General features: G+C 62.7%; 20 protein-coding genes. 4 read left to right on the top strand and 16 right to left on the bottom strand.

From position 1 onward, the window contains the following. Nucleotides 1–33 precede the first annotated feature (33 nt). Both ACFE70_RS16065 and ACFE70_RS16060 read left to right on the top strand, forming a co-directional pair. Nucleotides 34–1,596, top strand: a complete 1,563-nt coding sequence (locus ACFE70_RS16065; protein WP_375418790.1) for a hydroxymethylglutaryl-CoA reductase — start codon at nucleotides 34–36, stop codon at nucleotides 1,594–1,596. A gap of 239 nt (nucleotides 1,597–1,835) precedes the next feature. After that, nucleotides 1,836–2,540 carry a hypothetical protein gene (locus ACFE70_RS16060; RefSeq protein ID WP_375418789.1) on the top strand — a complete coding sequence of 235 codons (705 nt, stop codon included), beginning with the start codon at nucleotides 1,836–1,838 and terminating at the stop codon, nucleotides 2,538–2,540. Nucleotides 2,541–2,659: 119 nt separating this feature from the next. On the opposite strand, the gene ACFE70_RS16055 is transcribed toward ACFE70_RS16060, so the two are convergent. From ACFE70_RS16055 to ACFE70_RS16035, 5 genes are all read right to left on the bottom strand, one after another. Beyond that, nucleotides 2,660–3,865: a homogentisate 1,2-dioxygenase gene (locus tag ACFE70_RS16055; protein ID WP_375418788.1), complete on the bottom strand. Its 1,206-nt coding sequence runs from the start codon at nucleotides 3,863–3,865 to the stop codon at nucleotides 2,660–2,662. Nucleotides 3,866–3,933: 68 nt separating this feature from the next. After that, nucleotides 3,934–5,604 carry a carboxylesterase/lipase family protein gene (locus tag ACFE70_RS16050; RefSeq protein WP_375418787.1) on the bottom strand — a complete coding sequence of 557 codons (1,671 nt, stop codon included), beginning with the start codon at nucleotides 5,602–5,604 and terminating at the stop codon, nucleotides 3,934–3,936. 335 nt (nucleotides 5,605–5,939) lie between these two features. After that, a complete protein-coding gene (locus ACFE70_RS16045) occupies nucleotides 5,940–6,824 on the bottom strand; it encodes a carbohydrate kinase (RefSeq protein WP_375418786.1) in 885 nt (294 codons plus the stop codon). A 213-nt stretch (nucleotides 6,825–7,037) separates the two neighbouring features. Further along, nucleotides 7,038–8,369, bottom strand: a complete 1,332-nt coding sequence (locus ACFE70_RS16040; protein WP_375418785.1) for a sugar porter family MFS transporter — start codon at nucleotides 8,367–8,369, stop codon at nucleotides 7,038–7,040. A 98-nt stretch (nucleotides 8,370–8,467) separates the two neighbouring features. Continuing rightward, on the bottom strand, nucleotides 8,468–9,334 hold the full coding sequence (locus ACFE70_RS16035) for a cyanophycinase (protein ID WP_375418784.1): 867 nt from the start codon (nucleotides 9,332–9,334) through the stop codon (nucleotides 8,468–8,470). 277 nt (nucleotides 9,335–9,611) lie between these two features. Between ACFE70_RS16035 and mgtE the strand changes: the two genes are divergently transcribed. Together mgtE and ACFE70_RS16025 are read left to right on the top strand one after the other, a co-directional pair. Beyond that, complete coding sequence (gene mgtE / locus ACFE70_RS16030) at nucleotides 9,612–10,994, top strand: magnesium transporter (RefSeq protein ID WP_375418783.1); 1,383 nt, start codon at nucleotides 9,612–9,614, stop codon at nucleotides 10,992–10,994. A 10-nt stretch (nucleotides 10,995–11,004) separates the two neighbouring features. Next, nucleotides 11,005–11,757, top strand: coding sequence for a hypothetical protein (locus ACFE70_RS16025; RefSeq protein WP_375418782.1), 753 nt, complete (start codon nucleotides 11,005–11,007; stop codon nucleotides 11,755–11,757). A gap of 158 nt (nucleotides 11,758–11,915) precedes the next feature. Here the strand turns inward: ACFE70_RS16025 and ACFE70_RS16020 are convergent, their stop codons facing one another. The 11 genes from ACFE70_RS16020 to ACFE70_RS15970 all read right to left on the bottom strand — a co-directional run bounded on the left by ACFE70_RS16020 (nucleotide 11,916) and on the right by ACFE70_RS15970 (nucleotide 22,610). Continuing rightward, nucleotides 11,916–12,296, bottom strand: coding sequence for a helix-turn-helix transcriptional regulator (locus ACFE70_RS16020; protein WP_375418781.1), 381 nt, complete (start codon nucleotides 12,294–12,296; stop codon nucleotides 11,916–11,918). Nucleotides 12,297–12,359: 63 nt separating this feature from the next. Then, nucleotides 12,360–12,863, bottom strand: a complete 504-nt coding sequence (locus ACFE70_RS16015) for a hypothetical protein (RefSeq protein WP_375418780.1) — start codon at nucleotides 12,861–12,863, stop codon at nucleotides 12,360–12,362. Nucleotides 12,864–12,882: 19 nt separating this feature from the next. Next, on the bottom strand, nucleotides 12,883–13,728 hold the full coding sequence (locus ACFE70_RS16010; RefSeq protein ID WP_375418779.1) for a hypothetical protein: 846 nt from the start codon (nucleotides 13,726–13,728) through the stop codon (nucleotides 12,883–12,885). A gap of 253 nt (nucleotides 13,729–13,981) precedes the next feature. After that, nucleotides 13,982–14,143: a LytTR family transcriptional regulator DNA-binding domain-containing protein gene (locus ACFE70_RS16005; RefSeq protein ID WP_375418778.1), complete on the bottom strand. Its 162-nt coding sequence runs from the start codon at nucleotides 14,141–14,143 to the stop codon at nucleotides 13,982–13,984. A 61-nt stretch (nucleotides 14,144–14,204) separates the two neighbouring features. Beyond that, on the bottom strand, nucleotides 14,205–15,746 hold the full coding sequence (locus ACFE70_RS16000) for a carboxypeptidase regulatory-like domain-containing protein (protein ID WP_375418777.1): 1,542 nt from the start codon (nucleotides 15,744–15,746) through the stop codon (nucleotides 14,205–14,207). 99 nt (nucleotides 15,747–15,845) lie between these two features. Then, nucleotides 15,846–16,379, bottom strand: coding sequence for a hypothetical protein (locus ACFE70_RS15995; RefSeq protein WP_375418776.1), 534 nt, complete (start codon nucleotides 16,377–16,379; stop codon nucleotides 15,846–15,848). A gap of 149 nt (nucleotides 16,380–16,528) precedes the next feature. Further along, nucleotides 16,529–18,094: a beta strand repeat-containing protein gene (locus ACFE70_RS15990; protein WP_375418775.1), complete on the bottom strand. Its 1,566-nt coding sequence runs from the start codon at nucleotides 18,092–18,094 to the stop codon at nucleotides 16,529–16,531. A gap of 127 nt (nucleotides 18,095–18,221) precedes the next feature. Next, on the bottom strand, nucleotides 18,222–19,796 hold the full coding sequence (locus tag ACFE70_RS15985; RefSeq protein ID WP_375418774.1) for a beta strand repeat-containing protein: 1,575 nt from the start codon (nucleotides 19,794–19,796) through the stop codon (nucleotides 18,222–18,224). Between the two features lie 179 nt (nucleotides 19,797–19,975). Beyond that, nucleotides 19,976–21,397 (bottom strand): CsgG/HfaB family protein, encoded by a 1,422-nt coding sequence (locus tag ACFE70_RS15980; RefSeq protein ID WP_375418773.1) that lies wholly within the window; start codon nucleotides 21,395–21,397, stop codon nucleotides 19,976–19,978. Nucleotides 21,398–21,408: 11 nt separating this feature from the next. Then, nucleotides 21,409–21,834: a curli assembly protein CsgF gene (locus tag ACFE70_RS15975; protein WP_375418772.1), complete on the bottom strand. Its 426-nt coding sequence runs from the start codon at nucleotides 21,832–21,834 to the stop codon at nucleotides 21,409–21,411. Between the two features lie 230 nt (nucleotides 21,835–22,064). Then, entirely contained in the window at nucleotides 22,065–22,610 is a 546-nt protein-coding gene (locus tag ACFE70_RS15970) for a CsgE family curli-type amyloid fiber assembly protein (protein ID WP_375418771.1), read from the bottom strand. Nucleotides 22,611–22,735 lie beyond the last annotated feature (125 nt).

The following is a 22,735-nucleotide window of genomic DNA, read 5'->3' as shown; positions in this document are numbered from 1 at the left end:
CCCCCCTCTTTCACCCCAAGCCTTCCGCCCCTGATGATTTTCACGCCCAGCCCCCTGCTGCTCAAGCTGCTCTACACCCGCGGCAGCCTGCGCAACACGCCCAACGGCGTGGCCTTCAGCATCAAAAACCGGCTCGATACGGTGCGCTTCACCCGCCTCGACTTCGTGCAGATTGGCTCGCAGCGCGTGGACCCCGACCACATTGCGCTGGACCTGGGCGACGGCGACATCCGGCCCGTGCGCGACGCGCTCAGCCGCACGCCCGGCGGGCTGGACTTTCCGGCGGGCCACAGCATCACGTTCCACCTTACCACGCCGGCCCTGCCCGAAGGCATCTACCCGGTGCAGGTGCGCTTTGCTGCCGACCCGTTCGGCGATTTGCACGTCGAGGTCGAGGATGTCATCGTGGGCGCGGTGGGCGCGGGCAAGCCCCGCATTCCGCGCGACGCGCAGGACGACTATTCTGAGGCCGCTATCAGCGCCCGGCAGCGCTTTGCGGAGGAGTTTTCGGGGCAGGAATTCAAGCACTTGAAGCATTTTTCCTTCGATGCCCACGAGTTGCGCGGCAACTGCGAGCATTTCGTGGGCGTGGCCCAGATTCCGGTGGGCCTGGCCGGCCCGCTAACCGTGAACGGCGAACACGCGCAGGGCGATTTTCTCATTCCAATGGCGACCACCGAGGGCACGCTGGTAGCGAGCTACAACCGCGGGATGCAGGTGCTCAACCTCTGCGGCGGCGTCAAGTGCACCGTCATCGGCGACGCCATGCAGCGGGCGCCGGTGTTCGTGTTCGAGGATGCGCGCGGCGCCCGCGACTTCGGCCGCTGGGTGGAGGCGACGATGGACAAAATCCGGCCCGAAGCCGAAAGCACCTCACGCATCGCCAAGCTCCAGTACATCGACACGTATTTGAGCAACAAGTTCGCGTATCTGCGCTTCAACTTCTCGACCGGCGACGCGGCCGGGCAGAACATGGTGGGCCGCGCCACGTTCGCCGCCTGCTCCTGGATTCTGGAGAACTACAAAGGTGCGCCCATCAAGCATTTCTACCTCGAATCAAACTTCGCCACTGACAAAAAAGCTTCCCAAATCAACGTCATGCGCACTCGTGGCAAGCGCGTGGTGGCCGAGTGCGTCATCCAGCGCGACATCTTGCAGCAGCGGATGCGCGTCACGCCCGAGCAGCTGGCCTACCACGGGCAGGTCAGCAACGTGGGCGCCTTTATTTCGGGCGCCAACAACAACGGCGCCCACTCGGCCAACGGCATTACGGCGCTGTTCATCGCCACCGGGCAGGACGTGGCCAACGTGAGTGAGTCGTCGGCCGGCGTGCTTTATTCCGAAGTCACGCCCGAGGGTGATTTGTACCTGAGCATCACCATTCCCTCGCTCATTGTGGCCACCCACGGCGGCGGCACCGGCCTGGCCACCCAGAACGAGAGCCTGCGGATGCTGGGCTGCGTGGGCCGCGGTACAGTTTATAAGTTCGCCGAAATCGTGGCCGGCGTGGTCTTGGCCGGCGAGCTGAGTTTGGGCGCCGCCATCAGTAGCTCCGACTGGGTGAGCAGCCACGAGCAGTATGGCCGCAACCGCTAAGGCACTTGGGCCTTGGGAAGGGGGGTAGGAAATCAGGCCGCCTTCCGCAACCTGACCGTCCCCGCGGCAAGCCAGCCGGCTTGGGTATTTGGCACGGTCAGGGGGCGCCGGGCCGGATAAGCCGGCATCCGCGCCTCCCTGACCGGAGGGCATAGCGAGCAGTCAAATTCATTAAGTATATTTGCTATTAAATTATATAGTAGTAAATATTTGTGAAACCTCTCCTCTTTCTGATCGTCTTGCTTATCAGTGCCTTAGCTCCTGCTGCGGCACAAACGCCCGCCGCCCGCGAAGCAGCCGAAGCCCGGCGGCGCTACCAGCAGGCCAACGCCGCGCCGACCAAAACCGAGTTGCAGCGGGCGATGGGACAAGAAGCCAGCAGCTTTCTGGCGGGCGGCGCATTCGAGCCTGGCGTGCTGCGCACCTGCGACGGGCAGCGGCGGCCGGTTTCGGGGCTGCGCTACCACGCCGGCCAGCAGCTGGTGGAAGTGGAGGACTCGCTGAGTGCGGGTGACGCCCACCTCTGGCCGGTGGGCAGCCTGCGCGGCTTCGACCTGCGCCCCGAAAGCGGCGCGCTGCGGCGCTTCCGGCCGCGCCTGGTGCACGAGGGCGCCGTGGAAGGCGCCCGCCGCGAGTTCGTGGAAGTGCTCACGACCCTCGACAGCGGCCCGCTGCTGCTGGGCTGGCTGTTCGTGCCGGCGCCGGCCGACGCCGAAGGCCCGGCGTGCCTGATGCAGCTGCTGGTGGCGGGCGCCGGCCCGGCCAGCAGCGCCGAGGGCCTGCGCCCGCTGGAGCTGAGCCAGCCCGCCGTGCTCCACCTTTTCGGGGCCCGCGCCGAAGAGGTGCGCTCCTTCGCCGCCGGCCAGCGCCTGCGCTACCACCGCCCCGCCGACGTGGCCCGCATGGTGGATTATTTCAACCGCGTGGCGTTGGTGAAATTGTAGGGGGGGTAGGGATTTTAATTTGTAACGCGAAGCTCCGTTTCGCCCCCGCGCCGCGTGTTTAGTTTGATTACTAATCCAGGCGGCGCGGGGGCGAAACGGAGTTTCGCGTTACAATTCTCTCAGTCCATCATATCGGCTGAGCGCGGCGGGTCGGGCACGAAATCCGGGTTCCAGCTCATCGGGTAGCGCGGGTCAATGTATTGCACGGCCGTCTCGGTGAGGTAGAGGGGACGGAAGGTGTCGACCATCACGGCCAGCTCGTGGGTTTTCTTTTTGCCCAGGCTGGCCTCGACGGTGCCGGGGTGCGGGCCGTGCGGGATGCCGCTGGGGTGCCAGGTGAAGGACGCCAAATCGACGCCCCGGCGCGACATGAAGTTGCCCGCCACGTAGTACAGCACCTCGTCGGAATCGACGTTGGAGTGGTTGTAGGGCGCCGGGATGGCTAGCGGGTGATAGTCAAACAAGCGCGGCACGAACGAGCAAATCACGTAGTTGTGGCCCTCGAAGGTCTGGTGCACTGGCGGCGGCTGGTGTAGCCGCCCGGTGATGGGCTCGAAGTCGTGGATCGAGAAAGCATAGGGGTAGAAATAGCCGTCCCAACCCACCACGTCGAAAGGCGAATGCGCATACGTGAGTTGGTGCAGGTAGCCTTCCTTCTTGACCTGCAGCAGGTAGTCGCCCTCCGCGGTTTCGTCCAGAATCAGCTCGCCGGGCGGGCGAATGTCGCGCTCACAGTAGGGCGAGTGCTCCAGCAGCTGGCCGAAGTGGTTGCGGTAGCGGCGGCAGGTTTCGACCGGCGAGAACGACTCGATAATCAGCAGCCGCACCGGCCCCTCCGCGAAGTGCAATTGGTGAATGACAGTGCGCGGCACGACCACGTAGTCGCCGGGCTCGAACTGTACTTTGCCCAGCTGGCTCCACAGCTCGCCGCGGCCTTCGTGCACGAAAATTACCTCATCGGCCAGGGCGTTTTTGTAGTAGTAGCTCATCCGCCGCTCCGTCGGGTTGCAGATGCTCATTGTGACGTCCGCGTTGCCCAGTATCGTTTGGCGGGCCGCGAGGTAGTCGCCGCCGGTGCTGGTTCGGGCCAGCGTGCGCAGGTGCTCCGGCTGCAAGGGGCGGTCTTTCAGCAGCTTGGCGCCGTAGGGCCGGGGCTCGCCGACGCACTTAATCTGAGTTGGCGCGTGGCGGTGGTAGAGCAAGGACGAGACGCCGTGAAAGCCGAGCGTGCCCACCAGCTGCTCCGAGTACAGCGAGCCGTCGGGCTGCCGGAACTGGGTGTGGCGCTTGCGCGGAATCTGCCCGAGGCGGTGGTAGTAGGACATTGGGGTGGGAGAGGGGGGTAGGGAAGTGAAGCGTGGTGAGCAGCTGGGGCCAAGGCCTTGGCCCCAGCCTATTTGCTCAGGGCTTGCTGCTGGTCCAGCAGCCGGTAGCGGGCCCGCAGCTGCGCGGATTCCGTGACGGCCGTGGGCCGCACATCAAGGCGCATGAACTGCGCGCCAGCATCGGAAGCCAGGGCCGGCCAGGCCGGCAGGCCGCTGCCGTTGGGGTTGCCGGTCCTGATGAAGTTGGCGAAATAGCGCTGCATGGTCTGCGATACCTGCTGGTCCTGGGGCGTCCAGGCGTAGACTTTATTCGTGGCCAGGTTGCCCAGCGCGTACTCGATTTCGGCCGAGTGCACGGCGCCCCGCGCGGGTGGGGCGGGCGCAGCCGGCGCGTTATCGCCCTTGATGACGCCGCCGGCCAGGCCCGGCGTGGCGTTGCCCATCGCGGGCACCATCGCCGGCCGCGGGTGAGCGTAGAGGTAGCGGTACACCGGCTGCTGGCCGGTCTGGCGGTGCAGGTCGGCCCACTTCCAGGTGCCGTAGGCAATAAATAAGTCGCCCGCCAAATCGGTGGCCGACTGCTCGGTTTCGGCCGGCGTGGTGGCCGGGTAGAGCTTCAGGGCTTCCTCGGCGCGGGCGCCGAAGCGCTGGCGCACTTGCTGCTGGAAGCTTTCCGGCGTCAGCGGCTGACCGCCCATCAACGACCCCGCGGACATCTCCTCCGAGTTCCAGCCCACGAGCAGCGGCACCGGCGCCTGCTGCCCGGCCGCGTAGATGGCGTCGGGCGACCGGGGTAGGAAATAGCCATCGACGACGGGCGAGAAGCGCGGGCTGCCCGGCTGGCCGGCGGCCGTGAGCAGCTGCTGGGCGGGCAGGGCCCGCAGCGCGGCCAGCGTGCTGGCCCCTACCCCCTTCGCAAAGGCCAACCCCGTTTGCTCGGCGGCGGCCAACGGGGTCACGTTGGAGCCGAGCAGCGAGCCGCTTTCGCCGATGGCGCGCGCAAACAGCCCCCGCGCGAGCGGCGAGGCCATCTGGGCGCTGACCGAGAACGAGCCGGCCGACTCGCCGGCAATGGTGACCTGCCGCGGGTCGCCGCCGAAGGCGGCGATGTTCTGCTGCACCCAGGCCAGCGCCGCGCGCTGGTCGAGCAGGCCGTAGTTACCGGCGGCGCGGTTCGGTGATTCCTCGGTCAGGGCGGGGTGAGCCAGGAAGCCGAACACGCCCAGCCGGTAGTTCACCGTGACGGCGACGATGCCCTGGCGGGCCATGCTCTCGCCGTCGTAGCGCGGCTCCGAGCCGTCGCCGGCAATCAGGCCGCCGCCGTAGAAATACACCAGCACCGGCCGGCGCTCCCGGCTTGCTTTGGCGGGCGTCCACACGTTCAGGTACAGGCAGTCCTCGCTCACGCCGTTGGAGCGGAAGTTCATGTCGCCGAACACTGGCAGCTGCATCGCGCGGGGCCCAAACTCTTTGGCCGGGCGCACGCCGGTCCAGCTCTTCACCGGCTGCGGCGCCCGCCAGCGCCTCTCGCCCACCGGCGGCGCGGCAAACGGAACGCCCCGAAACACGCGAATGCCACTGGCCGCCGTGGTGCCTTCGAGCTTGCCATTGGCAACGCTGACCTGAGGCGTCGCGGCACTAGCCGCGGCTTTTTTTGGCTGGGCCACGGCGGGCAAACTCAGCTGCGCCAGCAGGAAGGAAGCCAGCAAAGGCGTTTTCAGGGAGCGGGAAATGTCCATTTCAAAGGGTTTTTAGGAGTAAAAACGTATTCGTGACTAATCTAGCGAATAAGTTTTGGCGGGCGAACCAGCAACAGCAAGCCCGGGCGGCGCAGCCGTTGTCGATGGGCGCGGCGGCGATGGGATAAAGCCACGCCGCTTCTGCCCTCAGGCCTCCGGGACAGCCGCGCCGGGCGACGATGCCGCACAAATCGCCCTTTTCGTCGCCGTGGCTGCCCCGGAAGCTGCGCGGCTAAAATAGATGAGCGACGGCTCCTTTCCACCAGTTGGCTTTTGCGACGGGAGGGGGGTAGGGAAGCGGGCCGGGACATAGGAGGAAATTAAAAACGGCGTTTCTACGAGGTGGCTAGCAGCGCGGCCACGTCGGCGGGGCTGATGCGGGGCGTGGCGCCCGGCTGGGTGGCGACCAGCGCGCCAGCCGCGCAGGCCCGGCGCAGGCCTTGCGGCGGGCTCTGGCCGGCCAGCCAGTCCACCAGCAGCGCCGCCAGAAACGCGTCGCCGCTGCCGATGGTGTCCGCCACCTCGACCGGCACGCCGGGGCTGCGGTAGAGTTGGCCGCCGGTCCAGAGCAGGGCGCCGTCGGCGCCGCGCGTGACGCAGACGGCTTGCAGCTCAAAGCGCCCGGCCAGCCAGGCCAGGGCGCTTTCGTCGGCCTCGCCGCGGCCAAGCCAGCCCAGGATTTCGGTTAGCTCGTGGTGGTTCATCTTCACCAGGTCGCTGTTTTCGAGCAGGTGCTGCACCACTTCCGGCGCGTAGTGCGGCGGGCGCAGGTTTACATCAAACACCCGGAAGCGGGCCGCGGGCAGCAGCCGGTACAGGGTTTCGCGGGTGGCCGGGCTGCGGGCGGCCAGGCTGCCAAACACCAGCATATCAGCTTCGGCCACGAGCCGGCGCAGCCGCTCTTCATACCCAATATAGTCCCAGGCGACGGGCTGCACTATGTTGTAAGTCACCTCGTTGCGGTTACCCACATTGGCTTCTACTACGCCCGTGGGCTGGGTCTGGTCGCGCGGCACGAAGTCAGTATTTAGGCCGCGCTCGTGAAGAAAGGCCAGTAGCTCGGCCCCCAGGTCGTCATCCCCGACGCGGCTGATGAGCCGGGCGGGCTGGCCCAGCTGGTGCAGGTGCACGGCCACGTTGAAGGGCGCGCCGCCGGGCTGCCGGCCGGCGGGCAGCACGTCCCAGAGGGCTTCGCCAAAGCAAACGGCATGGGGGGGCATGGGGGGAGTAGGGAATGAGGAGGTAGGTAGTGAAAGAGTGAAGTGGAAGTAAACAGACCGTCATGCAGAGCGCAGCGAAGCATCTCGCGCGTGGCAGTAACTCAATCGTCGTTTGCCAGTGATTAATCAGCGAGCGAGATGCTTCGCTGCGCTCTGCATGACGGTCTGTTTACTCCCACTTCACTATTCTACTCTACCATCTCCCCATTTCACCTAATGGACCACCAGCGTCTTCTCGAGCTGCTCCAGGCTGGTGCCCTTCGTCTCGGGCATGAAGCGCCAGACGAAAATGAGCTGCAAGACCATCATCAGGGCGAAGAAAGCGAACGTGTGACCGCCGCCCAGGTGCTCGGCAAACCAGGGAAAGGTGAAGGCGATGAGGGCCGCCATGACCCAGTGCGTGCTCGAGCCCAGCGCCTGCCCCTTGGCCCGCACCACGTTGGGGAAAATCTCGGAGATGAACACCCAGATGACGGCACCCTGCGAGAAGGCGAAAAAGGCGATGTACACGAACAGCAGCACCGGCACCAGCAACCCGCCGAACGACTCGGTGTAGAAGGCCCGCGCCACCAGGCCCAGCGTGGCAATCAGCCCCACGGACCCAATGAGCATGAGCCTGCGCCGGCCAAAGCGGTCGATGAAATTCATCGCCAGCAGCGTAAACAGAAAGTTGACCAGACCAATGCCGGCCGACGAGAGCAGGGCGGCCCCCTGGCCCAGGCCGGTCATTTCAAAGATGCGCGGCGCGTAGTAGATGATGGCGTTGATGCCCGACACCTGATTGAAGAAGGCAAACACCACGGCCAGCAGCACCGGCCCGCGATACTGCGAGGCAAAAAGCGACTCGCCGCCCGCGCCGGCCGATAAGTCAGCGGCGTTGGCCGCCAGGATGCTGGCCGCGTCCTGCTCGGCCGTGGCCGGGTCGATGCGCTGCAGCACGGCGCGGCCTGCCGCGGTCTGGCCGTGGCCCAGCAACCAGCGCGGGCTTTCCGGCACCCGCAGCAAGAGCAGCAGAAACGCCACCGCCGGCACCGCCTGAATGCCCAGCATCCATCGCCAGTCGTGCTCGCCCCGGCCGGTCAGCAGGTAGTTGGAGAGGTAGGCCGCCAGGATGCCGAAGACGATGTTGAACTGAAACATCGCCACCATGCGCCCGCGCGACCTAGCCGGCGACACCTCCGAGATGTAGAGTGGCGCCGTGACCGATGAGGCCCCTACCCCCAGTCCGCCCAGAAAGCGGAACACCAGGAACAAAACCCAGTTGGCGGTCAGGGCCGCGCCCAGCGCCGAGACCAGGTAGAGCACCGCAATGCCGAGGAGCGTCGGGCGCCGCCCCAGCCGGTCGGAGGGCAGGCCGCCGAAGATGGCGCCGAATACGGTGCCAATCAGAGCCACGGCGATGGTGAAGCCGTGCTCGACAGCGCTCAGCCCCCAGAGCTTTTGAATGGCCTTTTCAGCCCCCGAAATCACGGCCGTGTCGAAGCCAAACAGGAAGCCACCGAGCGCGACGACCACGGACCAGAAGAAGACGTTGCGGTTTTTCATGCGGAGCTGGGCATCAGGAGGATGTAGCCGGGCCAAGATAGGAATTTGCCGGACGCCACAAAGCAGGAAGCCTTCCGTCGCCTTAGTCCGGGCTGCCCTCAGGCCTGCCTCAACCGCCGGGCCGCCGCCGGGGGGAGGGCGGCACCTTGGCCGGCCGCGCGGCTCGTCAAGTCCAGCGTCTGGCCGGCCGTGAGCAGGTGCAGGCGCAGGCCGTGGCCGCTCACCGGCCGGGAGGGGGGTAGGGAATCCGCATCCGTAAAGCTGAGCCCGCGCGCATCGACGGCCGCCACCACGCCCTCGCCGAATACTTCGGCCGGCCGGCCGGGCCGGATGATAAGGCCGGTTTCCTCGCTCAGGCCCAGGCCCAGGCAGGCAGGGTGTTGCAGCACGGCGTGCAGCAGGCGCGGGTAGCGGCTGCGCTCGGCAAAGTGCTGGTCCAGAATGACATCGGGCAGCAACCCCAGGCCCGGCACCACCTCGATGCCCTCGCCGAGCAGGCTGCGCCAGCCCTGGCCTTGCACCAGCATGGGTCCGCCCAGGGCCGAGGCGCCGGCGCTGGTGCCAGCAATGATAAAGCCTTCATCCTGCCGAAAGCGGCGCTTCAGGCTGGCCAGAAACTCGGTGCCGAGCAGAAAATTCGTGAGCCGCTCCTGGTCGCCGCCACTCAGCAAAATCAGCGTAGCCGCCTCGAGCCGGGCGAGGGTGGCGGGCAGGTCGGCGGGGTGGTGCTCATCGATGGGCAGGTGCCCTACCCCCCCGCAGCCGAGCGAAGCCCAGGCGCGGGCGTAGGCGGCGGCGGTGCGCTCGGGCTGCTCGCGGGTGGCGGTGGTGAGCACCTCAATCGGGGCGTCGGGGTGGGGCAGCAGGCCGGCCAGCAGCGCCAGCAGCGGGTCGTCGGCGCCACCGCCGAGCACGACGAGGGTACCGCGGGGCGGGAGCGGCGGGGCGGGCGGGGCAGCGGGCATATGCGGAAGCGGAAGCGGAAAAAGAATCAGTAGCCATACGGCGGCGGCGGGGGTAGGGTGCGGGGCTTGCCCCCGTCCGTCGGGCGCGCCGCCACGAATTTCAGGCATCTGCCTGGGCGGGTGACGGGCAAAAGCAACCGCATGATGGCGTCGCTAAACGCTGCCACTCTGGCACCAAACGGCGCATCCGAGGCGTACCTTTGCGGCCGCAAACCCCGGCCCCGGCCGCTCACCAATCCGCTTGCCTAGCGAAGCACCATTCCCGCCCTCTGCCCCCATGACGCCGACGCCGACCGTGGAAACTATCACCTCCCTGATTCAGGAGGGCGAACTCTTCAAGCTCAAAAACCTGCTTCGCACCCTGCCCACGGCCGAGCTGGTGAGCCTGATTGAGAACGAGGAGGAGCGCGAGCAGCTCATCATCTTCCGGCTGCTGCCCCTCAAGCTGGCCACCGAAGTGTTCGAGTACCTCGACTTAGAGGTGCAGCGCCACTTTCTGGAAAACCTGACCCAGGACAAAATCGCCGACATTCTCAATGAGATGTCGCCCGACGACCGCACGGCCCTGCTTGAGTTCCTACCCGCCAACTTCGTGGCCGAGCTGGTGCAGAGCCTCTCGGAGCCCGAGCGCCGCGTGACCTTGCAGCTGCTGGGCTACCCCGAATACTCGGTGGGCCGGCTCATGACGCCCGACTACATCGCCATCCGCGAGAACTGGACCGTGCAGCAGGTGCTCGACCACATCCGCCAGCACGGCGGGCAGTCCGAAACGCTGAGCGTGCTCTACGTCACCGATTTGCGCGGCGTGCTGCTGGATGATATCCGCATCCGGGAGTTTTTGCTGGCCGGGCCCGGCGTGCGGGTGCGCGACCTGATGGACCGCCGCTTCGTGCAGCTCACCGCTGACCAGGACCAGGAAGAAGCCATCGATATTTTCCGGCGCAACGACCGCGTGGCCCTGCCCGTGGTTTCGGACCAGGGCATTCTGCTCGGCATCGTCACGATTGACGATATTCTCAGCATTCGCGAGGAAGAAGACACTGAGGATATTCAAAAGCTCGGCGGCTCGCAGGCCCTCGACGAGCCCTACCTGAACATTCCGCTGGCGGGCATGATTCGCAAGCGGGCCGGCTGGCTGGTCATTCTGCTAATAGGCGAGATGTTTACGGCCACGGCAATGGGCTTTTTCGAGCAGGAAATTGCTAAGGCCGTGGTGCTGGCCCTCTTCATTCCGCTCATCATTTCAGCCGGCGGCAATGCCGGCTCGCAGGCTACCTCGCTCATTATCCGGGCCATGTCGCTGGGCGAATTGAGCCTGACGGACTGGTGGCGCGTGATGCGCCGCGAGCTGGCCACCGGCCTGATGCTGGGCGCCATTCTGGGCGTGGTGGGCTTGCTGCGCATCCTGCTCTGGTCGCGCCTGTATCCGGGCGAATACGGCGAGTACTACTGGCGCATTGGCTTCACGGTGGGCTTCTCGCTCGTCGGCATCGTGCTCTGGGGCTCGCTCTGCGGCTCAATGCTGCCGCTGCTGCTCAAGCGCCTCGGCGCCGACCCGGCCACCTCGTCGGCACCCTTCGTGGCCACGCTCGTGGATGTAACGGGGCTGGTGATTTACTTCTCGTTCGCGCTACTGTTTCTGCGCGGCACGCTGCTGTAGCCCGCGCGCGATGGCCGCTTCCCTACCCCCCCTGACTGGCGCCACACCGCGCAGCGTGCTCGGCGCGGTGCTGCTGGCCGGGGCGGGGCTGGCCTTCAGCGGCTGCGCCGTGGTAGGCAACGTGGCCCAGCTCGACGACGATGACTACCAGCTGGTGCGGCGCGCCTCGCCCGATTCGCTGGTGACGGCCCTGCACCGGGCCAAGCTCTTCTACGTGCAGCAGCGCGCCGACACCCTACTGCTGACGCTGCGCAGCGCCCCGGCCGGCCCAGCGGTCACCACTCTCCGCTACCGCCTGCGTCCGAACCAGCGGGTGCTGCTGCTGCGCCGCCGCCTCGACCTCGACGTGTTCACGATTCCGTTCAAGGTGCGTCCGCCCCGCGGCGGCGTGCCGGTGCAGCTCAACACCAACTTCAACGCCGCCCTCTACCTGGGCCGGCGCCTCGATTTTTACTCGCTGCGCCTCAAGCGCAGCACACCGTTCGGGGCCACGCCGCACGTGCGCGACATTGGCATCGGCTACGGGGTCTTCATTGGGGCGGGCTCGACCATCGTCAACCCCGACGTGACCCGGCAGCGCACCACCATCGCCGAGTACGAGGGCCTCGTGCTGCACGGCGGCTTAGCCTTTATCTACGACGCTCGCGCCTTCAACATCGGCCTCGCCACCGGCCTCGACCGGCTTATGGGCCCCGATGGACGATACTGGGTGTACCGGCACCGGCCTTGGTTTGGGGTGCTGTTCGGGTTGGATTTGAACTGAGGGGGTAGGGATTGGTAAAATGCCAAGGGCGGCTACACTCCTGACGCCGGGCGCGACCAAACGTAGCAAGCCGAAGCTATTTATAAGACAGTTGTAATGTCAAGCCGCCTCGTCGGCACCTTTCGTAGCCACGCTCGTGGACGTAACGGGGCTGATTTTTATTTCACCGTGGCGCTGGTGCTGCTACGCGGCACGCTGCTATAAAGGGGATGAGTAAGGCTCAGTTTCACTTTCGTGTGCAGCGCATGAAAAACCTTGAGCAGGGTGGCTAGCGTCACATCAACCGCGTTGGTTTCCAGCTTGGAAATCTGGGTTTTCTGCACGCCCAGCAGGACACCCAACTCTAATTGGGTGAGGCCGTTGCGCTTGCGATACTCTTTAATCTTCAAAGGAATAGACTCTAAGTTCAGCTCAAACTGCTCTCGCTCCGCTGTACCGGGAGCGCCAACTAAGTCATCTTTCAAGTCTCGATACCGGGTGATGCGCACCGCAGATTTTGCGGCGCCACTTGCGGCTTGGTCGGCAGTAAGCTCTTGCATAAAAATAAAACCAAAATAAAAGCCTGTAGTGGCTACTACAGGCTTTTAGTCACAAATCAGAACTCACAAAATATAGTTTTTTACAATAGAGTTTATGTATTTGATGTTTTCGTGCCCTTTCCCAAAATCAAATAAGGTGGTAGGCAATAGAGGAGAACTTGTTACCCTAAGAATATTCCCGCTCCTAACTAAGGTGAGAATCTCACCAAAAGAATATGCGGAATTGAAAGGGCTTCTAAGAACTACCTTATCTGAGGTGGAATCAACTAGCTTCCATTTCTTATCTCTATTTGCAATTTCTGCAATTTTTGGGAGATACACTTCGCTTCCCAATATATTAAACTCAGCAATTTGATATGCCGAGTAATTTGATTTCACCCCTTTTTGCTTTGCTAAAGCAAAATGAGCTACAGTTAAGCAAAGCGATGTGAGTATTGATGGCGCAGCTACCTTTTTGACTAAATCTGAAAGTGTCAAGTGCCCACTAAAGAGGAAAAGATACCATGTCAAAAAGAGCAAAAAGAAAAAAAAGCTGCTTTTTAACAGTATTTTACTTAAGCTTTTCATTTGCGTTAGAATTTGATTATTAATTCCAGCATCCAGCTGCCCAGTTCTCAAATAATGCCGCGCCTACTCCTACTAGGCCACCAATCCCATTTCCTGTGATGGCTCCACCTACTAGACCTATGATTATCCTCCCGCCACATACAGTGTCCATGTCAGCTAAGGAAGCTGTTTTATTAGACGATTTGAATGAGGCCGTTCCCCGTGATTTGGAAAATGCATTGGAGAATACGTATGTACCTTCCAAAAATATCTTCTGATTATCAGAAAGAATATCAAAAACAGTAAGCATCCCCCGCTTTTCTAAAGCAGTGAAGTTAGACTCATTCACGTAATGGATGTACACAGTGGTTTTCCGTCGGAAACTTTCCATATCATTCTCCGAATAGAAAAGAGCTAGATAATCTTTTAAAATTTTGCTCTCCTCCTCGGGAATAACACCGCTTTTGGATAGATTGTCAAGCAGCTTGCTGTAACTAGAAGACTTGTCAATCATTGATTGAGCGGTTTTAAACAACTCATCGATTTCTGTAGCGTTATGCCCTAGTGGGCCATATATTTGTAGTACATGAGCCTTGTATTCTTCAGGCGTCATATTCATATTGGTCTTTAATGCAGAATTCTTAGCTTTGCTAGTCTTATTGTTAAATATGACTGGCATATCATATACAGCCTGCGCAAATTTATCTGAACTATAGCCATACTGGTTAAAATCCTGATTATAAGATTTATTGCTTTCAATATCAGCTTTGATAAGCTGGAGCGTGGTCGCTGAATCAATTTCAACCATCTTGTCCTTGGAGCAGGCAAAGAAAATGCCGCTGCACATGGAAACAAATAGAACACGTGATGTAAATAGATTTTTCATGTCTGTGAGATGTGATTAACTACAACACCCGTCGTAGCTAGGACAAATGTACGAGAAAATTTATAGCCAAAAAATCAAAAATCAGTTGCGCCAAACCCTGAGAATACTATACTATTAAAGAGAGTCATAAAGAAGCCCAAAACCGCACAGGTTTCAGTATATGTAGAGTGTATAAATTATATAAAAAGTAAAATAAAAAAAGAAAAAAGACGCTCAATGCTTTTACCAAAGCAACGCCCAATCCCTACCCCTCTCAAAACTTGTTTAACCGTTGCAACACGTCACGCAAATACGTCTGGCTGATGGCGATGCGCTTCTTGCCAATGAGCACGGCGTTGTCCTCAATGGCCTGCACGTGGCACAGATTCACGATAAAAGAGCGGTGCAGGCAGGCGAAGTAAGCAATGGCTCGCATAATAGCAACGAAGCTGCTCTTCGATAGAATCAAAGTGGCTTCATTGCGCATCAATCTTCTCTCACTTCCAGTCCGGCAACGACGCATTACCAAACAGGCGGGTGCGGTTTTGCCCCGTCAGGCTCATCGTCAGCACCTCGGGCGGGCTCAGGTTGTCGTTGATCGTGTTGACGAAGATGAGCCGGCTGCCGTCGGGCGAGATGCGCGGGTAGAGGTCATTGGTGCCCGCGGGCTTGCCGGCCGTGGTGCCAAGGCTGGCCGCCGAAAGGTCGACGCGGCCCGTGCCGTCCAGGTTTTGCAGGAAGATGTGCGCGTCGAGCTGCCGGCCGCCGGCATCATCGAACTCCGCCGCGTCGCGGGTAAAGAAAATCTGGCGGCCATCGAGGCTGAAGCCCGGTGAATCGAGGCGGCCGGGCAGGTCGCCGAGCAGCAGCGTGCGGTTCGAGCCGTCGGCGTTGAGCAGGTATACTTCGGAGTCAAAAGCGTAGGAGCCAATGGTTTGCACCAGAATCCGGTTGCCCTGGGCCGTCCAGTCGCACTCGCGGAAGTGCCGGCCGCTGGGCGCGGTAGCCAGCAGGGTCAGCCCGGTGCCGTCGCGGTTGATGCGGTAGAGCTGGTCGTAATGCGCGTAGAGCAGCTGCGCGCCATCGGGCGACCAGCAGTAGCCCAGCCCGGCATTGTAGTAGCCCTCCACGGCGAGCGTGGTGAGGCGCCGGGCATCGGTGCCGTCGCGGTTCATGGTGTAGAGCTGAAACTGCCCGGTCGCGTTGGAGGTGTAGGCAATCCGGTCGCGGTTGGGGCTGAGCCGCGGCGCCGTTTCTACGAACACCGAGCTGGTCAGGCGCTGGGCCGCGCCGGCCGTGTCGGCGGCGTAGATGTCGGTGTTGCCATTGACTTCGCGCACGTACAGGTAGCGGTTTTCGGGCAGCGGCCGGGTTTGGAAGCTCCACACGCTGCCGCGCACCACCGCGCCGGCTTGGTCGCGCACGGTCACCTGCCAGAAATACACGGTGTTAAACTTGAGGTTGGCCACCGTGGCGCTCGTGTCGGGGGAGCTGGTGAGCAGCTGCTGCCGGCTGGTCGAGCCGCTCTCGTAGAGCACCACGTCGCTGCGCAAGGAGTCGCCGCGGCCGTCGGGGTCGGTCACGCGCCAGCGCAAGGTCAGGGCCGTGGCGGGCACTCCCGTCGCGCCGTCGGCCGGCGTGGGGCTGGTGGGCAGGTTGGGCGGGCGGTTGGTGCCGGTGGTGCGCTCCAGCACCACGGTCACGGTCGTCGGGGCGCCCTCGCCTACCGTGACGGTTGTTTCCTGGGTGGTGTAGTCGGTCTTGCGGACCGTGAGCGTGTAGCGGCCCGTCGCCAGGTTGGGCAGCGTGAAGCGGCCCTGCGCATCGGTCAGGAAAGAGGAAGTGGCGGGGTTGGTGGTAATCACGGCGCTGGCCAGCGGCGTATTGCCGCGGCTTTCCACGACTACCCCCTCCAAGGACCCGAATTGCGCCGGCTCGACTGTAGTTTCTTCGCAGGAAAACAGCAGTTGGCTTACGAGCAGTAGTAAAAGCCAAAAAGCTCCGGCACGAGCGGAGCCAAAGGTGGAAGGACAGGTCAAAACTGAGCGAATAGTACGCTGATAAAGTGAGGGTAGCGAAACGTAGATAGAGCCGGAAAGCCTCCAAGCCCGGCCCCTGTCGGGTGGACAGGCTTCCGGCTAGGGCCGGTAGATGGCTTGTCCCTGCTGAATGGTCAGGTTGATGCCGCTGCCGACCATTTTTACGTCGTAGCCGGCTGGCGCGTTGGCCCCGCTTTCCACCTGCCTGAGCTGGTTGCCGCTGCCCTGCTGAAGCACCGAGTACCGGCGCTGGTCGACCGAGAGCTGCTGGTCGACCACGTTGCGGGTGCCGCTCTGGATGATTTCGGAGCTGGTGCCGGTGCCCCTGATGGTGCTCTCCACCACGTTGCCCGTCCCGGTCTGGTAGACGATGGTGCTGTTGCCGCGCCCCACCTGCGTAATCTGCGCGGCATTCGCCGAGCCTTGCTGGCTGAGCTGCGTCAGGTTCAGCAGGCTGCCCGCGGCCGAGGCGGCCGGCAGCGCGGGCAGCCCCGCCCGCGCGGCGCCAAGCTGCTCCAGAAGCTGCTGCTCCGTGCCCGCCGCCGTTGCGCCGGCGGCCTGCGCCCGCCCCGGCTGCGCCACTGCCAGCAGCAGGCCAAATGCCGCCAGCATACCCAACAAGCTTGTTTTCATGGAAGTAAACAATTTAACGAAATGCTAAGCTAATGCCGGGAAAGGGAAATTTCCCTACCCCCCTTGCCACGGCCGATGGCGGCAAGGGGGGTAGGGAATGGGCCGCGCCGGAGCGGTTGGCGGTTAGGTCGGGGCCGGGGGGGTAGGGATTAGCGGTTCTGGCGAATGACGAGCACGTTGTCGCTGCCCGCCTGCACGACCTCGCTGCGGTTGCCCGACAAGCCCTGGTAGGTGCTCACCGAGTTCAGCTCGCCGCTCTGTTCCTGGCGGGCGTAGTTGTTGAGGCCGGACTGGTCAATCAGGGCCTGGTTGTCGCGCCCGCCGTTCTGCACCTGGATGGCCTGCTGCCCAAAGCCCGACTGTAGCACCGTTACGCGGGACACATCGGCGCCGCCGAGGCTGCTCTGCGTCTGGCTGGCCGAGTTGCTGTTCCCCCTTTGCTCGATAATGGCCTCATTCTGAGCGCCAGTCTGCACCTGGCTGGCCGCGTGGCCCCCGCCCGTTTGCGTAATCGTGGCGACCAGGTCCTGGCCGTTCTGGCTTTGCGAGGCTTGGTGGACGTTGCCCGTCTGCTGAACCGTGGCCGTGCTAACAAAGGCCGTCACCTGCACCTGGCTCACCCGGTTGTCGTTGCCGGTTTGCGTGGCGGCAACCGTGGCTTCGCCCCGCTCCTGGCGCTGGGTGGCGTTGTTGCGCTGGCCGTTCTGGTCGAGCGTGGCCGAGGTGCCGCCCAGTCCGGTCTGGGTCTGGGTACCGCCGTTGCCGCTACCCATCTGCGTAGCGCGCGCCACCAGCCCGAATTCAGCCTGCTGCGACTGCGTCAGGGTGTTGTTGTTGCCCGTCTGGGCCGCCTGCGCGTTGCTGCCGAACGTGGTGCGCTGCGTCTGCGTAATCAGGTTGTCGGTGCCATTCTGGGTGGCGCTGGCGGTGCCCAGGGACTGCTCCTGACTAGCCCGGTTGCGGGTGCCGGTCTGATCAATGGTACCGTTGCTGGGCCCCAGCCGGAAGCTGCCGGACTGCTGCTGGCTGGCGCGGTTGCCTTCGCCTAGCTGGCTAATCACGCCATTGGTTTCGCCGCTCTGATTCTGAGTAGCCGAGTTGTATCGGCCGTCCTGATACACTGTGGCCAACACGCCGTTGAAGCTGCCGGACTGGTTTTGAACGGCGAAGTTATTGCTGCCCATCTGGGTCGCCGCCGTCCGCAAGCTCACGCTGGAACCCGTGTGCTGCTGGCTGGAATAGTTGTTCGTGCCGGTCTGGGCGATGCTGACCGTGCTGCCAAACGCACTGCCGGTTTGCTGCTGAGTGCCTTGGTTGCCAGTTCCCGTCTGCGAGATAGTGAGCGCGGTTCCCTGCCCGCCGGCGTGCACCTGATTGGCCGAGTTGACCGCGCCAACCTGCGTAATAAGCACGCTGGAACCCGCCCCTGAACTCAGCGACTGCCCGGCCTGGTTGCTGCTGCCGGTTTGCGAGACGGTGGCGCTGCCGTAAGTGCTGTTCACGGTTTGGGCCGACCGGTTGGCGGTGCCGTTCTGCGTGCCCGCCGCCCGGTTGAAATCGCCCGTGACGGACGCCCGCAAGCTGTTGTTAGTGCCCGTCTGCATGATGGTCACCGAGTTGTCAGTGCCGCTCGTCGTCACGGACTGGGTGTTGTTTTGGGCCGTAGCCGCTCCGGTGGTCAGCAAAGCAGCGGCGAACAGAGGTAAGCTTTTCATAAGGGGGTAGGGAGTTGAAGTGAGGGTGAGCGAACCAGCGTGAATTGAGTTACAAATGTCGAAGGGGGGTAGGGAATCAGCCGCGCCGGAGCGATTGGCGGTTAGGTCGGGGCCGGGGGGGTAGGGATTAGCGGTTCTGGCGAATGACGAGCACGTTGTCGCTGCCCGCCTGCACGACCTCGCTGCGGTTGCCCGACAAGCCCTGGTAGGTGCTCACCGAGTTCAGCTCGCCGCTCTGTTCCTGGCGGGCGTAGTTGTTGAGGCCGGACTGGTCAATCAGGGCCTGGTTGTCGCGCCCGCCGTTCTGCACCTGGATGGCCTGTTGCCCAAAGCCCGACTGCACCACCATTACGCGGGCAAAGCTGGCCCCACCAGGACTAGTTTGGGTCTGGCTGGCCGAAAGGCAGTTGCCTGTTTGCTCAATCGTGGCCTCATTAAGGGAGCCGGTCTGGGTTTGGCTGGCCGCGTTGCCCCCTCCCGTTTGCGTGATGCGGGCGGTTAGATAGCTACCACCGCGCTGGTCTTGCGCGGCCTGGTTGACATTACCCGTCTGCTGAATCGTGGCCGTAGCAGCACCCATCACTTGCACCTGCGTAGCGCGGTTATCATTGCCGGTTTGCGTGGTCGCTACCGCAATGCTACCGCCCTGTTCCTGCCGCTGGGTGACATTGTTGCGCTGGCCCGTTTGGTCGAGCGTAGCTAAACCGTTGCCTCCAATCTGTATCTGGGTGCCACTATTGCCGCTACCCATCTGCGTAGCGCGGGCTGTTAGGCCAAATTCAGCCTGCTGCGACTGCACTAGGGTGTTATTGTTGCCCGTCTGGGAAGCCTGGGCGTTACTGCCGAAGGAGGTTTGCTGCGTCTGCGTAATCAGGTTGTCGCTGCCATTTTGAGTAGCACTGGCAGAACCAATGGATTGGTTCTGACTAGCCCGGTTGCGTGTGCCAGTCTGGTCTATAACTCCGCTACTACCTCCGCTTCTGAAGCTGCCGGTTTCCCGCTGGCTGGCACTATTGCCATCACCGATTTGGCTAATCGTGGCGCCAGTTGTCCCGTCCCCGTCTTGATTCTGAGTGGCAGAGTTCGAGTTTCCGGCCTGATACAGCGACGCAGAAGCTGTGTTGTAGTAGGTATACTGATTCTGAGTCGCCGTATTGTGACTTCCTATCTGGGTGGCGGCTATTTTCGAGGAGTAATGGCTGCCAGTTTGCTGCTGGCTCCCAGTGTTGCCCGTACCGGTTTGCGAAAGGCTGACGGAGCCCCCGTATAAAAATTCTACTTGTTGGTTGCCTCTGTTATTCGTGCCTGTTTGAGCAATGACAATCCCGCTTCCCTGTCCACCACCTGCCAGTACTTGATTGGCCGTATTAGCTGAGCCGAGCTGCGTGATAGATACACTGGTGCCAGGACCTGAATTCTGTGACTGCACTGCTTGGTTGCTATTGCCAGTTTGGGACACCGAAGCTCTGCCGTAAAAGCTGGTCTGGCTCTGAATAGCGCGGTTGGAAGAGCCGTTCTGCGTGCTGGTCAACGTGTTTAGCTGCCCTGTCACCGTGGCCTGCGAGCTGTTATATACCCCTGTCTGCACGATGGTCACTGAGTTATCGGTTCCCGTCGTCGTCACGCGCTGCGTGTTGCTTTGCGCCGTAGCGGCACCCGCTGCCCCCAGCAGGGCGGCGGCGAAAACAGGAAAGCTTTTCATAAGGGGGTAGGGAATGGAGGGGTTGAACTTGGGCTAAAGGTAAGGTAGCGCAAACCTAAATTTCATGTTTTATGAGATTATAGTTGTAATATATTGCACGATTAACGTGCACACAGTTCAGTTCAAATGAAAATCACGCTCAGGAACTCATTAAATCAGCTTCCCGCTGCCCGTAGCTATCAGGGCCGGGAAGGGCTGGCGGGCGCCGGCCGCGCGCCGGGCGGGCGCAGGTAGAACACCACGCCCGCGCGGGCGCTCCAGAAGAAATCGTTGTAGCGGCCCTGCCGCACCCGGTCGAGCTGGTCGGAAAAGTAGTAGTGGTTAGCCACGTCCAGGCTGAGGCCTAACCAGTTGGTAGCCAGCAACTCGGCGCCGGCGCCGGCCATCAGGTGGGGTAGGGCGGCGCCGCGGCCCGTGGCGGGCGTGCGCAGCGTGATGCCGCCGCCGCCGAGCAGGTAGGGCGTGAACTGCTCGCGCGGAAACAGCCGGTACTGCCCGCTCAACTCGGCGTAGTTGAACTGCTCGCGGTAGCGCTCCCCGGCGCCCAGCCCAAACCGCCCCAGGCGCAGCGCCGCCGACCACCGCGCTACCCCCCCGGCGCCCTGGTAGTGGAGCGCCACCTCGCCGCCACCCTGAATTTGGGCGTTGCGCAAGTCGCCGGCGTAGCGCACGGCGGCCCCGCTCAGGCCCAGGCCCAGCGCGCCGCGGCGGTCGCGCTGCACCCGGCCCAGCACGTCGAGCTGCTGGTTGTCGTTCTTCTCCTCGAAATATTCATTGATGCCCGGCCCGGTGGTCTCGGCCGCGTTGCGCGGCGCCCACAGGCCGGCCCGGATGCCCTCGTAGACGAGGGCTTGCACCGACTTTTCCAGCGCGTCCTTGACGGCGATTTCCGTGGGCTCGTTGTAGGTGAAGCCGGTTTCGGCTTCCAGCAGCCGCTGAAACTTCACGAACCGGAACAGGCTGGCGCCCACCTGCTGCGAGAGGATGGTGCGGGTGGTGTACACGGTCTTGAGAATCTCGCCCGTGCTGGTGCTGATGGCGCGCAGATACACCGTCACGCGGTCTTGCCGGTACTGGCCCGAGGCACCGGCCCCGAAGTAGCGCAGGCCCGCGCCGCCGGTCAGCACGTTGGCATCATACGAGACAATGCCGCCCTCCAGAATTACGCCCGCAAACAGCAGCGAGGGCAGCGCCTGCTGCGGCTGGCCCGTGAGCTGCGAGTACTCGGCGCGGCTGGAGCGGATGATTTTGCGCTCGTTGAGCAGGTTGCTCAGGTTTTCGCGCTCAATGGCCGTAAACCAGCGCGACTCTTCCAGGGCGCGCAGCAAAATGCTGGTGGCGCCCTGCGTGACGGCTGTTGAGAAGCTGGTGCCGCCCTCAGTGGGCTTGTACTGCCCGGTCTGGTCCCGGAACTTGTACACCGCCACCACAATGCGCTCCTTGGGCTCCGGCAGCTCGCGCAGCAGGCGGCTGGCCTGCGCCTCGGCCCCGAGGCGGGCCTGCTCGCCGCGCACGGGCTGGTGAAAATAAGCCGCGCAGCCGCTCAGGCCCAGCAGCAGCGCGCCGGCCGCGAGCCGCCGAAAAATGGTGTTTATGCCCATAGCCGCCGGTCTCACGTGCCCGGAATGGTAATCGTGGTTTGGTTGCCGGTGCTCGTATCCAGGATGTTGATGGAGAAGCCCGTGCCGTTTGGTACCACCCCAATCTGGTAGGTGCCGACCTGGTAGTTGCCCGGCCGGAGCGCGTCGCTGCCCGGCCCAAACTGGTTGCCCACCAGACGCTGGGCCAGTTGCCCCAGAATCTGCTGGTTCAGGCTCTGCTGGAACTGCTGGAGCTGGTCGAGCGGCGCGGGCGGCGCCGGCGCGTCCGGGTCCTTGATGGAGTTCTGGGCCTGCGCCGAGCTGAGCAGCCACTGGTAGTTAAACGTGTCGCCGCCAAAAGCTGGGTTGATTGCTCGATACACCAAATCCTGCGCCGCCGCCCGCTGCGCCCCCGCGGCCAGCAGCAGCACAAATACCCATCGTAGAAATGCTTTCATTACTGTAAAGAAGAAGTAGACAAGTCAAAGATGACAAAATAATATTCTTTCTACTTGAAGTAAATCTCAAATTCAGCGAACGAGGTAGAGACACAACATTTTGTGTCTCCTCGCAGAGGGAGGGGTAGGGTAATCCAATCAGTAAGATTACTGCGCCCCTCGCACTGCAAGGAGACACAAAATATTGTGTCTCTACCTCGTTCGGCTGGCCTGAAAGCTATTTCGAGGCCCTAATACACCTCACTGCCGGGGTTGTCGGCGGTCTGCTCGAGCTGCTGGCTGACGTTGCGGGCGTTGATGAGGTAGTCGTTGGTCAAACTCAGGCTGTAGGCGGCGGCTTCCTCAAGCGCCTCATAGTTAGGTGATAAGGGCAGCTCGACTAGGGCATTGTCGTTTACTTCCACCGAAATAAGCGTGCTGGTGCCCCGGCCCGGCTTCTCCCGAATAATGACCGTGTAATCACCCAGATTGGGCGCCGGGTCCCACTGCTCGTAGAAAAGAGCGTAGAAGTCGCGCCCCAGCTTGGTGATGGTCTGGTCGAGTATCAGGCCATTTATCTCCATTTCCGGCGGGCGCTGCGAACCGGTTTGGGTGGAGTCGGGGGCGGTAGCTTTCAGCAGCAGGCGCAGGGCTTCTTCCACTTTGCTGGCCGGCAGGGTTCCTCCGGGCGCCGCCGGCTTCGCCGGTGGGTCCTGCCGGGCCGGCGGGGGGGTAGGGATGCCTCTGGTTTGGGCCCGGCCTGCGTGGCTGGCTAGCAGCACCAGCAGCCCGGCCAAGCTCAAGGTGAAGAGGCAGTGCGGCCACCGCGGAACAAGCCGTTTTAATTGGGGCATAGTGCTTAAAATCAGCATGTTCAGGCGCTAGTCTGAACTGAGGTTAAATATAAACTGGCCGCGGTAAA

The organism is uncultured Hymenobacter sp. (assembly GCF_964243305.1).
Taxonomy (GTDB): Bacteria; Bacteroidota; Bacteroidia; order Cytophagales; family Hymenobacteraceae; genus Hymenobacter.
The sequence above is the reverse complement of the archived record's forward strand: the minus strand, read 5'-3'. Positions and strand labels throughout refer to the sequence as shown.